Source organism: Pseudoalteromonas rubra (genome assembly GCF_000238295.3).
GTDB classification, from domain to species: domain Bacteria; phylum Pseudomonadota; class Gammaproteobacteria; order Enterobacterales; family Alteromonadaceae; genus Pseudoalteromonas; species Pseudoalteromonas rubra.
In genome coordinates this window covers 159,880-172,174 of sequence record NZ_AHCD03000036.1, presented here as the reverse complement: position 1 = coordinate 172,174, position 12,295 = coordinate 159,880, and the positions used below count along the sequence as shown (strand labels likewise).

The 12,295-nt window shown below is 51.7% G+C and carries 7 protein-coding genes; 5 read left to right on the top strand and 2 right to left on the bottom strand.

Features of this window, described 5'->3' with window-relative positions; all coding sequences use genetic code 11:
• Window positions 1–8: 8 nt before the first annotated feature.
• A complete protein-coding gene (locus PRUB_RS17655) occupies window positions 9–1,259 on the bottom strand; it encodes a Zn-dependent hydrolase (RefSeq protein ID WP_010384961.1) in 1,251 nt (416 codons plus the stop codon).
• Between the two features lie 176 nt (window positions 1,260–1,435).
• Here PRUB_RS17655 and PRUB_RS17650 point away from each other — a divergent pair, with 176 nt between their 5' ends.
• Entirely contained in the window at window positions 1,436–1,831 is a 396-nt protein-coding gene (locus PRUB_RS17650; protein ID WP_010384960.1) for a YbaN family protein, read from the top strand.
• Between the two features lie 31 nt (window positions 1,832–1,862).
• Here the strand turns inward: PRUB_RS17650 and lspA are convergent, their stop codons facing one another.
• On the bottom strand, window positions 1,863–2,366 hold the full coding sequence (gene lspA / locus PRUB_RS17645) for a signal peptidase II (protein ID WP_010384959.1): 504 nt from the start codon (window positions 2,364–2,366) through the stop codon (window positions 1,863–1,865).
• A 198-nt stretch (window positions 2,367–2,564) separates the two neighbouring features.
• On the opposite strand from lspA, the gene PRUB_RS17640 reads away from it, so the two are divergent.
• The 4 genes from PRUB_RS17640 to PRUB_RS17625 all read left to right on the top strand — a co-directional run bounded on the left by PRUB_RS17640 (window position 2,565) and on the right by PRUB_RS17625 (window position 12,262).
• Window positions 2,565–3,326: a substrate-binding periplasmic protein gene (locus PRUB_RS17640; RefSeq protein ID WP_155946237.1), complete on the top strand. Its 762-nt coding sequence runs from the start codon at window positions 2,565–2,567 to the stop codon at window positions 3,324–3,326.
• Window positions 3,327–3,603: 277 nt separating this feature from the next.
• Window positions 3,604–4,917, top strand: coding sequence for a tetratricopeptide repeat protein (locus PRUB_RS17635; protein WP_010384956.1), 1,314 nt, complete (start codon window positions 3,604–3,606; stop codon window positions 4,915–4,917).
• Window positions 4,907–6,172 (top strand): FecR family protein, encoded by a 1,266-nt coding sequence (locus PRUB_RS17630; RefSeq protein ID WP_010384955.1) that lies wholly within the window; start codon window positions 4,907–4,909, stop codon window positions 6,170–6,172. The genes PRUB_RS17635 and PRUB_RS17630 overlap by 11 nt, the downstream gene beginning before the upstream one ends.
• A gap of 12 nt (window positions 6,173–6,184) precedes the next feature.
• On the top strand, window positions 6,185–12,262 hold the full coding sequence (locus PRUB_RS17625) for an Ig-like domain-containing protein (protein WP_010384954.1): 6,078 nt from the start codon (window positions 6,185–6,187) through the stop codon (window positions 12,260–12,262).
• Window positions 12,263–12,295: the final 33 nt, after the last annotated feature.

The window sequence follows — 12,295 nt, the reverse complement described above, 5'->3', positions numbered from 1 at the left end:
AACAATGTTCAGGCGGATGCTTTGCTCATCACACAGGCAAGTAATAACTGAGTACCCGCATCAATATCGTGCCAATGACTCCACTCATCAGGCGCGTGACTGATACCATTGACAGACGGAATGAAGATCATTCCCGCTTCAGTGATCTCGGTGAAAAACTGTGTATCATGCCCTGCGCCACTGGGCATACAGCGATAATTCAGCCCAAGTTGCGCCGCCTGCTCTTCAATGCAAGCCACCATTGCGGGCGTACACTGTACAGGTGTTAACCAGGACACCTGCTCATACTCAAACATGAGTTTGTGTTTTCTGGCAATCGCAGACAATGCTTTACGGCATGCTGCGCTCAGGGCCTCCATAACCTCTTCACTCATATCCCGTACAACTAATGTAAAATCCACTTCACCGGCAATGGTATGTGCAAACCCAGGCTTCAACTCCGCCTTACCCACCGTGATCCGCGAACTATCGGTGCCATCTTCAGCGATAATACGGTTGATCTGGTACGCAAAATCGGCCAAGCCCATAAATGCATCACTGCGCATTTCCATTGGTGCGGTCCCCGCATGATCAGCCTTACCTATCAATTTGACGATCCACTTAAACACCCCGGAAATGCCCTCGACGACTCCTATTTGCACACCAGTTTGATCCAGAACCGGGCCTTGTTCTATATGCAACTCTAAGAAACAAAACACTTTACTGGGGGTCAGTTTTGCTTCCAGTGCTGCCATAGGCTCCAACCCCTGGGCCAGCATCGCATCGCTCAACATCACTCCATCCGCATCATGACTGGTTAAGATCTGATGCGGGGTCAAATTACCTGTTAATGCCTGGACACCAAACATGCCGCCAAAGCGGCCTTCTTCTTCACTCGTGGCAATTAACCATATCGGCTTGGTCAGCTCACTGGGTGTTTCTTGCAGCACACAAAGACACTCATATCCTGCAATCACCCCTAAGCTGCCGTCGAACATCCCGCCGGCAGGCACGCTGTCTAAATGTGAGCCTATCAGTACAGCAGGCTGATGATAACTTTGCTCGTTGGGATAATATTTGATTATCACGTTACCCGCCCCATCGAGATCGGCCTCGAACCCTTGGGCTTTTGCCATGTCCATGAGCCAGCGCCGGGCCGCGCTGTCAACGTCGCTAAATCCCGGCCGATAAATCCCTTTGTCGGATTCATTCAGGCCAAACTGGGCAAGTGAAAACAAATTACGCTTAAGTCGTTCCAAGTCGATCTGAACCTGAGCCATGTTTGTTCTGCCTATGATGCCTAAACCTGCACATAAGCTTAGTCGATCTCAATCTGTGGGGAGGGGTTCTTACAAAAGAATTACACAGCCTACTCGTCGGTACGTTTTTAGCTATAATGAACAAAGTAAGTCAACACCGATAGTAAACACACGGGATAATACCGGGAAGGACTGCGATGAAAAAACATGCACAAAAACTATTTAACCGTTGCTTCTGGTTACACCTTGCCGGGATCTTATGTGTGGCGCTGGGTTTTATTGGCATGGCGCTGCCCGTGATGCCAACCACCATTTTTTTTATTCTGGCACTGGCTTGCTTTACCCGCTCTAACCCCAAATTAGCCAACTGGCTGCTGGCTCATCCCAAATTTGGTCCCACGCTGGCTGCCTGGCAATCCCATCAAGTTGTGCCAGTCAAAGGTAAGTGGGGCGCGGGTTTAGGGATGTTATTTGGCTTTGTGATCTTGTGCATGACCACCGCGCCCTGGTTTGTACTGGTCGGCGTCGCGCTAACAGAGCTGATGGTCATGGCCTATTTACTCAGCAAACCGTCCGAGCTGCCTGCCAGCTAAATTAAACGACTCCTGGCAGCATCACTTTTACTCAGGTTTTTTGCACAGCAACGTTTTGATTGTGTGTCGTACAGAGTATCAACATCACCGCACCGCACATAATCGCCACGTCAGCAATATTAAACACCCCCGTTCGCAGCTCACCGATCCCCAAATTGAGAAAATCGATTACCGCACCATTGTTCAGCACCCGGTCAATCAGGTTACTCACGCCGCCAGACAACACCAAAGACAAGCCAATGATCTGATTGCGATTTAGATCCTCACTTTTTAATGTGTATAGCAATATCGCCACCAGCAGCAAACCAATCACCCCAATGAACAACACACTGCGCAGTGGCGCTGGTAGCTCGCTGCCTAAACTCAAAAACACACCGCTGTTTTCCCGATAGCCAAGGCGCACCAGGTCATGCCAATAGCTGGCCATCTGCCAGCCATTTAAGTAGTAACTTGCAAACCACTTACTGAGCTGATCCAGACACAAACCTGCACCCGCTATCACAGATATCCAGTATACACGTTGTTTAGTTGTCATACGTTGTTGTCTTTATTGGTTGGCAGTAAGCCACTATAAAACGCGCATTGTGACACCGGCATGACAGGTTGGATGAAATATACATTGTTTAGCATATACCAAACAGAAGATTACAATTACCCCACAGCATTCGCGCCATGCTGCCAATCGAGGCGATTTAAACTACACTCAAAACAGTGAGAAAATAAGGGGGCTGGTGTGCGCAATTTCGTGCTAATGGCGTTTGTCTGGTGCCTGACATGTGCTTTTCCTTTGCTAGCGAAACCCATTCTGCTAGGCAGTCATAGCGTGTGGCCACCTTACATACAGGACGATGATCGCGGCCTCAGCTATGATATTGTTGCCGCAGCCTTTGCCCGCAGCGGTGAAACCTTTGCGCTTGAAGTCGCGCCATTTAGTCGGGCAATGCGCCTGGCACAAAACGGAGAGGTCGATGTGATCCCGGCACTGTGGCATACCCAGGCACGTGCACAGCAGTTCCTCTTTAGTACCGCCTATTTGCACAATGAGCTCATTTTTATTTCCCTCTCTGCAAACACCTTGTCTTTTTCTGGATTAAGCTCTCTGAACGGCAAACGCGTGTGCATGATCCGGGGTTTTGCTTATCAAAACCTGGTGAGCGGATATCCCAATATCAGCGTCATCAGCCAGCTACATTTGAGCGAATGCCTGCGACAGCTAGCACGGGGCCGGGTCGACGGCGTAGTGGCAGATAGGTTTGCCGCGGCCTATGCAATCACCCATCATTTTCAGCGAGACATATTCACCTTACATGCTCAGGTCATCGCATCATGGCCACTCCATATTGGTATCAGCAAAACACACCCCAGGTCCCGCAAACTTATCAACCTGTTCAATCAGGGCCTCAGCGACATCATCCAGGACGGCACCTATCAGCATTTGCTTTCGCAATATCCTCAGATCGACCAGGACCAAGGCATCAATCCCATCCCCAAATAACCCGCTTCATGAAGCAATCATGCCTTGTACCCGTAACTCAGAGTGAATTATTGAAAGCACTGTCTATAATTTAATCACGCTCTCTTGGTCCGTTGACTTAAAACTGATAGAGATTAACCTGTTAGGTCGTTATCAGTGACACCCTGGCGTGTTGGCGGTGTATGCATCAGTCCGCCGTTTAATGCGCACCGGCACACCATGCCTGGGTATGAAATAATGCTTACAAACAAAGTTGACTGGCAGTACCAGAGAATAATCGAACCTTGGGTGATCTGTTATGCAGCTATTACTTCATCGCGCGTTTATTCCGGTCGTTATGCTGGTTGGACTGCACACGAGTGCAGCGCTGGCCGCAACCACACCGCTCACAAAACTCCAGTCAGCACTTGAACAGGGACAATATGAACAGGCTTATGCATTAGCGCTGGCACAGTTCGACACTGCCGCAGGCGAGCCCGCCTTTGATTTTCTCTACGCCAGGGCCGCACTCGAAACAGGCCATTACAACGAGGCTGTGTTTGCCCTTGAGCGTGTGCTTGCGGCCAAACCCAACCACCAGCCCAGCCTGTACCTGCTTGGCCTGACTTACAACAAGCAAAAGAACTACTCGCAAGCCGCCACGACACTCAATTCGCTCCTGAACACGCCACTGAGTGATGAGTTCAGACAACGGGTAACACGTGCGCTGGAGGCCATTGAAGGCAATCTCGCCAGCCTGAAACAGGAGCTAAAACACCGGGTTTCATTGGCGCTGGGCCACGACAGCAACGTCAACAGTGGCACCACAGATGACCGCATAGTAATTGGCGGCCTGCCCATTTTGCTCGATGAAACTAGCCGCGAAGCGTCGGATTCATTCGCCCGCGCCAGTTATCGCTTTGATGGCCGCTGGCAACAAACCCAACACCAGGCATGGCGAGCCAATCTGCAGATATCAGATCAACGCCACCAGGACAGTGATCAATTCGACCGAACTCAGCTCAGCGCTAACCTCAGCTATATACAGGACATTGCGGCCTTTCAACTTCACCTGGGTGCCCAGCTGGGCGTGATGTCACTGGACTCTGAAACCTATCAGCAAGATGCCGGCGTCTTTAGTGCGCTGAGATACGCCATCAATGAACACTGGGCAGCGACTGTGAACATGAGCGCGTTTAATCTGAATAATGTCCGGGACAGCTCGCTCGACAGTCGCTTGTATACCTCCGGGCTGGCGCTCAGCCGGGCAACCCGTAACTGGCTGTTACGCCTGAGCGCAGGGTACACCTGGCAACCAGCAAGAACCCCTGAAGGCGAGCATTTTGCGCGCGACTACAGCCATTTTAGCGCCTCTGTGGTGTATCGACTCAATGACGCCCACCGGCTTAATGCCAAAGTGCAATATCGAGATATTGAACACCGTGCAGCGCACCCTTTCTTTTTGCAAGTACGGGACGAAACACTCCACATCGCACACCTGGGCTGGCACTACCAGATAACCCCGGACTGGAGCCTGGAAACCAAGCTGGCTTACTACGACAAAGACAGCTCACTGCAACTGTACAGTTATGATCGTACTGAATGGTCCTTAGGAGTACATTATGATTTCTAATTCTCGCATCCGCTGGCAGCCACTCAGACACAGCACGCACCTGACCCTCTTATTATCCGGGTTACTCTTTGCACCCATCAGCCAGGCTGCTCCAGCAGGCAAAACCCTGATGTCTCGTGGCCAGGTCGTGGCGACAGCCAGTGACAGCGCCGAGCAACGCACACTGAAACGGCGCAGTCCGGTCTTTGATGTGGATGTGGTGAATACCGGACAGCAAAGCAATGCTCAGCTGCGTATGCAGGATGGGGCTTTAATCGCCTTAAAGGAAAACACCCAACTGATCATCAATGAATATAGCGGGTCTTCTGAAGAAGACGGCTCAGTTGTGATGGAATTAGTAACGGGCGGACTGCGCACCATTACAGGCAAAATCAAAGGCAACAAAGACAATTATCAGCTCCGCACCCCAGTCGGCAGTATCGGGATCCGGGGTACGCATTATGAAGTTGAATGGCAAGGAGATGCACTGCTGCTGGCCGTGTGGGACGGCACCATTGAAGTCAGTGTCAACGAGGAGCCGCTGTTGCTCGGGCAGGAAGGTAACTTTTCCTTTGCCAGTGTCAGTCAAAGTGGTGAAGTAACCCCTCTACTCGCACCACCATCACAACTTACCCGACTCACACCAGCCAGTCAGGGCGCTGCCAGCGGTAGCGATACAGATGAGCAAAACGATGACGGCAACACTGAGGATACCAGTGCGGAACTAGATGACGCTCCAGCTGAGGCGACAACACTGACCATAGCACAAGCCCCGGTCGCCACCCCGCCTGCGGCTCAGGAGGCTTTTGAAGCCGCCTTGCCAGATGTTGGTCGGGACATCTCAGATAACAGCTTTATTACGGAAGAAAACCTCGACACAGTGGGGATCGACCCCCTTGAAGATTTACTGGCTGAGCGTACCGGAACCGCGCTTTACACTGCGCTTGAGCGCGCCGAGTTTAGCTCAACTGGCGGCGCAGTCAGCAACATTCAAATGCAGATCAGCGTCGATTTCGACAGCGGCACAGTGCCACAAGGCGTTTTGTCGTTTAACGACCAGCAGGGTGAATGGTTTGCCGCCTTTAATGGCCTGATCGACGCCAGTGGCATGACGCTGGGCGTCAATTTCGCCTCACATGGGCAAAATCTGGCAGAAGGCACTATCGAGACTCAGTTCAGCGATGAGCTCAACAAGCTACGTGGCAATTTTAATTTGAACGAAATTGATGAGCCGAGTGTCACCGCTTCTGGCTTGTTTATTTTGAGTCAACCTTAAGGGGGATGGGGGATGAAGCGCTCGCAATTACACCAACTGGGCATTCTGACACTGTTTTGTACCGGGCTTTTAACGGGTTGCTCAGGCGATGGTGACGACACCACAAGCACAACACCTAAGCAAAATACTACCACTGAACCGCCTGTCCAGGATAACAGCGCCGACCAGCCAGATGCACCATCAGGCCAGGTCAGTTTGATCCCTTTTGACTATCAGCCCAAATTCGCGAACCGTAACCTCGCCGCGCGTCAGGTGGTCAATACACAATTCGTCAACGGAACAGGCAACGTTCTATTCCCCGTTACACAGACTACCTACCGGGGTAACCTTACTGTTTCTCTGGATGCCATCACCGATCCGGAAGGCGTAAGCCGGGTGCTGCTCGGCTTTGATAGTGCAGAGCAAGCGCAGGTTTTATGCGATGGTAATTGCAGCGATCCATTTGCCTTTACCGAAACTGGCATTAACCCGGCTAATTTTGCGCAGCAACCCGGTAGCCTGCAATTACAAGTCTGGGTAGAAGACAATGGCGGCAATCTCACCACAGTGGCCACCCAACAAATTAGCTGGTTACCACGCAGTATCGCGTTTAACAGCACGCCACGCAGTGAAGGAAGTGCGGCACTGGACTGGCAACCACTGCCCAGTTTCTTGCGCTACAACGCGTACCTGGCTGAATCACCCATTGATGATGTGCGCAACATTACCACCTTGCCAGGTGGTCAGCGGGTCATTGCCTTAACCGATTCAACACACACCTTCAGCGGATTAGATCCACAAAAACACTATTACACCCGCATCACCGGCATTGATGGCAGCGGAGAAAGTGCCTTCAGCGAGTCGCGTATGCTGGCAGCCTCCAACCTGATCACGCCCGTCGCCGTTGCGGACAGCTTTAGTGGTGTTCAGTTCGCGTCACTCTCGGGCAACCTGCTGAACAACGACAATGCCAATGGTCTCGAACCACTGACCTTGGTCACCACAGCAGTACGCGATCCACAAAACGGGACACTGACTCTATTTGCCGATGGCCGTTTTACTTATGAACCCCGAGAGAGCTTTTTTGGCACCGATGGATTTCGCTATCGTATCGTCAATAGCCAGGGCGTCACTGCTGAGGCCGAAGTCACTTTACTCATTGAGCGCGTTAATCAGGATCCGATCGCCTTTGACAATCACTACGCGCTGGCACAAAACAGCGAACTCACCGTCAGTGGCGCCGGGTTGCTGGTCAATGACATAGACTTCGATGGCGATGCACTCACAGTGAACACCACGCCCGTCACCGATGTACAAAATGGCACCCTGACACTCAATGCAGATGGGAGCTTTAACTATCAACCCAACTCTGATTTTATCGGCACAGACAGCTTTGAATACCGGGTGGAAGATGGCAATGGTGGCTCACACACGGCCACTATCACCCTGCTTGTAGAGACCGAAGTCAGTAATTTCCCGCCCGTCGCAGTCAATGACAGTTATCAGACTAACGAAGATGAACAGCTGTTTGTTGACCTCCCTGGTGTACTGGAAAATGACAGTGATGCAGATGAAGATACACTGACCTTATCGATCATAGAGCAACCCTTAATGGGCACACTGGAGCTCAGTGACACAGGGAGTTTCCGCTATACCCCGCAGCAAAATAGTTATGGGCAAGACTATTTCGTCTATCAGATTGATGATGGCGCAGCCAGTGTGCAGGCTTTTGTGCTGATTGAAGTCAGCGAAGTTAATGACGCGCCTTTGGCCAACGACGACAGTGTTGAAGTCGCACAAGGGCAACCAGTCAGCATTTTTGTGGCAGCCAATGATCAGGATATAGATGGCAGTCTGGATCCAACCAGCCTGGTGCTTATCGAAGGGCCCAGTCATGGTGACGTAAGCCTGAGTAATGACCGCACCCATTTCATCTATCAGAGTGAATCGGGCTACCGGGGTAGCGATAGCTTTACCTACCAAATTCAGGATGACAGAGGGGCAACGTCCAACGTCGCCAATGTCTTTATCGAAGTAACAGGTGACAACCTGCCACCGGTTGCCGTGAATGACAGCGCCACCACGACCCAGGAGGTGGCGGTTACCATAGATGTACTGGCCAATGACAGCGACAGTGACGGCAGCCTGAACTACAACAGCCTCACTGTGGTCACCGCCCCAACAAACGGCAACGTGACACTGGATACCGTGGAGCTGAGCGGATTTATCTATACCCCGCAAAGCGGCTTCTCAGGCAGTGATTCTTTTACGTATCAGGTACAAGATAATGAAGGCGGTCTTTCCAACACCGCAACCGTCACCATTACGGTTGAACCACTTAATCAGCCACCGGTTGCCGTGAATGACAGCGCCACCACGACCCAGGAGGTGGCGGTTGCCATAGATGTACTGGCCAATGACAGCGACAGTGACGGTAGCCTGAACTACAATAGCCTCACCGTGATCACCGCCCCCACTAACGGCAGCGTGACGTTGGATACCGTGGAGCTGAGCGGCTTTATCTATACGCCGCAGAGCGGCTTCTCAGGCAGTGACTCTTTTACCTACCAAGTGCAAGACAATGAAGGCAGCCTTTCCAATACCGCGACAGTCACTATTACGGTTGAGCCACTTAATCAGCCACCGGTTGCGATGAATGACAGCGCCTCTGTCGAAGTCGACCAGTCTGTCACTATCACAGTGTTGGATAATGACAGTGATGCCGATGGCACCCTGCAAACCGGCACCGTCGAGATAGTACAAGGTGCGCAAATGGGCACCACAGAAGTAAGCAGCAGCGGGGAGATCACCTATTTTCATACTGGCACGTCGGAGGGAGAGGACAGCTTCACCTATCGAGTGCAAGACAACCAGGGAGCAGTCTCCAACACAGCCACAGTGACTGTTACTATCACAGCGCCGAATACAACCCCGGTGGCCGTCGATGACAGTGCACAAGTCGATAAAAATGAGAGTGTAGCCATCTCCGTGCTGAACAATGATCAGGCCAAAGGACGTGATCTACTGGTCAATAGCGTAATGGTTGTTGTTGAACCGTCCCACGGCAGTGTCTCGATAGATTCAACCTCTGGCATAGCCCTTTACGTTCCCCAGTTTAACTTCGTCGGCAACGATAGTTTTGGTTACGTGGTGAGCAACGACCTGGCCGAAATTTCCAACGTCGCGACGGTCACCATCACCGTTAACGACAAAAACTACACGCCCACTGTAGAGCCTGGTTCGGCAGAAATCGAGACGGATATCAGCAATGGAACGCTTGTGTTGCAGATCAGTGCCTCCGATCCAGATGGCGACTCCCTCACTTATCAGCTGTCGGGTAACAACGCGACAATTTTCTCGGTCGATGCAGATGGTAAAGTCACTGTTGCCGATGCCGAGCTGCTGGCCAGCAATGGAGAGCAAATCTATACCCTGACCGTGACAGTCTGTGACTCTGGTACACCTCAGCTTTGTGCACAAAGCGAGATCACTATCTCTGTCACACAAGCTGCGCCGAGCTATATTGCCACTAAGCGAAGTACATTTGGTAATGACGGTAGCTTAACGGTGGCGCTGAATGCCAGCCTGGAATTCCACAGCCCCGGCCAAACCATTCTGCTTAGCGATGGCAAACTGATCAGCGTCGGCGCTGTTGGTCATTTCAATGACGCCGCCAGCCGCAATATCCACCGTGCTTATGTCAGCAAGCAACTCAGTGATGGCCGCCCCGATAACAGTTTTGCTGAGGCAGGCAACTTCCAAAGTAGCTTCGGGATCGAAATTGAAAGCATTCCACAAGATGTCTGGGCAAAAATAGCAGCAGTTGATGAACAGGGGCGTATTTATGTGGCAGGTTACGTCAATTTCTTAAGCTCACAACAGCTACTCGTCTTCCGTCTGCTCAGCGATGGGTCATTGGATACCAGCTATGCCAATGACAATGGCTATATGATCTTACCTTTGGGCAGCAATGTTTTTGTTACCCCCGTTGCGATTGCGCTAGAAGACAATGAAACCCTCACTGTCGTGAGTAATATCAGAGCCACCAGCACCGCAACAACAGGCACGGTGACGCTGTCCAGGATCACAGCTCAGGGCGAGGTCACCACCACCCAATCGCTGGCAGAAACGCCCACCAAGAATGCACGAGGCATGGTCACTTTGCCTTCAGGGGACTATCTAGTGTACGGCGAGATCACGTCGACTGAAACGGGTGAGGATGTGATGTTAATGCGCCTCACACAAAGCACGCTGGCTCCGGATAGCAGCTTCCAGAACAACGGTCTGCTACAAATCAATATCACCACAGTGCCCGAAGGCGCAGACGGCACCGAGTTCAATGACACTGCCCGTCATGTGCAGATTAAAGACAGTAACACCCTGTTGGTTACCGGGCTGACAACACTGGACGAATTTGGCGAAGAACGCTCTGCGTACTTACTGCAATTGAGTATGGATGGCGTGCTGGACACGGCCTTTGCTGGCACAGGTAAACGCGTCTATCAGCTCAGTGAGCTCCCCACAGACGCAGACAATGATATCTCTGGTTATGATGCAACCGGCATAGGGATCGCCGCGGATAGCGATACTTACTATCTGGCCATTCAGCGCAGTTTCTTTAGTAATGATCAGGCAGTTCAGGTAATCAAGGTTGGCCTCAATGGTGATGTAGATACCAACTGGCTCCCTGGCAGCAATGGCTACAGTATGTATCATGGTACCGGGCTCAAGATATTCGATTTCCTGGAAACCCAGGGTGGGTTGTTGTTCAGTGGTCAGAAGTTCAATTATCTGGGTAACAACTACCTATCAGAGCTCTGGCTTGGTGAAATAACCACAGCAGCCGAGCTGAACCCGAACTTTGGCTCTTTTGGTCAACGCACTGTCAGTGTCGGCCGTCGAGACGAATCCTTTGTCGCCGGACAAGTATCCACCTTTAGCGCCTCCTTAGGACATCTATTGCTCGGAGGCCAGGCAGCAACCTGGCAAACTACACCGCAAACCGTGCCGTACGTACTGAAACTGGATAGTGTGGGCCAACGGACGAATACCTTTGCCAATCTGGGCTTGGTATCCACTGTGCCTGCTACAACTTTAGGACCGATGTCCAGCGCCACCGTGGGTGCCATTAAGGAAAACAGCGCAGGCGAAGTTTTACTTAGTGCCTCTGGCAACGTATCGGTATCAGCGGGGGATGAGCAAGCCATGGCAACACTGAATAAGTTCAGTAACTTAGGAGCTCTGGATAGCGGCTTTGCCAACAACGGTGTACTGAGCTTGATCGCCAGCGAGTATCAAGCTGAGTCTGCCGCATTAGAGCTAACTCAGCTAACAACCCTGCCAAGTGGAAATATTCTGGCCCTTGGTCAGGCAACAGCCAGTTGTTATGTGCACAGTATGGCCTTTGTCATCCCCAGCTCTGGAAGCTCACCTACTCACTTTAATTACCCCATTCCGAGTGGTTACAGTTGCAGCCCCAATGCACATAAAGTGTCTATAATCCATACTGTAGGGAGTAGTCTGGTTGGTGTTGGCCAAAGTCAACCGGGACCAACGGCACCTCAACTGCTGTTAGCCAAAGCCAATGAAGCGGGCGTCCCCGATACCAGCTTTGGCACCGACGGCCTGGCGTTACTCGACATCGGCCTGAGTGTGGGTGACGACATCACCATGAAGGGCTCAGTGGTGGATTCCAGCCAGGGCTTTATTGTCTTTGGTCATGCAGGCACTAAGAACTTTATCGTTCGGGTGACCAGTGCAGGCGCACTGGACACCAGCTTTGCGACTGGTGGGGTACTGATGTTTGAACAAATATCCGGTGAAGCCGTGCTGATCAACCAGGCCTGGATCGAAAGCAACGGTAAGTTATTGTTGTTCGCTCAGGCAAGCAGCTCCAAATCTCTGTATGTCGGTCAGCTATTGCTGAGTGAGTCACCGGGAAGCTGGGATACCAGTTTTGATGAAGATGGCACACAGCTATTCAGTAGCGCTGTCAGCGGTGAGCTGAAAACCGTTATACAGCACAACAGCAGTACAGAGTTTACCTTTGTGTTGCAACAATCCTCTCCCGCCAGGGTGAGTTTACAAGCCGGCCAGGTCGTTCAACAGTGACGAAGTAAGTAAGCAGTCACCAAAGGGTTAGGT

Bases quoted from the DNA above. Each gene is read 5' to 3' on its own strand.
- PRUB_RS17655 (WP_010384961.1), bottom strand. From the start codon at position 1,259: ATGGCTCAGGTTCAGATCGACTTGGAACGACTTAAGCGTAATTTGTTT.
- PRUB_RS17650 (WP_010384960.1), top strand. From the start codon at position 1,436: ATGAAAAAACATGCACAAAAACTATTTAACCGTTGCTTCTGGTTACAC.
- lspA (WP_010384959.1), bottom strand. From the start codon at position 2,366: ATGACAACTAAACAACGTGTATACTGGATATCTGTGATAGCGGGTGCA.
- PRUB_RS17635 (WP_010384956.1), top strand. From the start codon at position 3,604: ATGCAGCTATTACTTCATCGCGCGTTTATTCCGGTCGTTATGCTGGTT.
- PRUB_RS17630 (WP_010384955.1), top strand. From the start codon at position 4,907: ATGATTTCTAATTCTCGCATCCGCTGGCAGCCACTCAGACACAGCACG.
- PRUB_RS17625 (WP_010384954.1), top strand. From the start codon at position 6,185: ATGAAGCGCTCGCAATTACACCAACTGGGCATTCTGACACTGTTTTGT.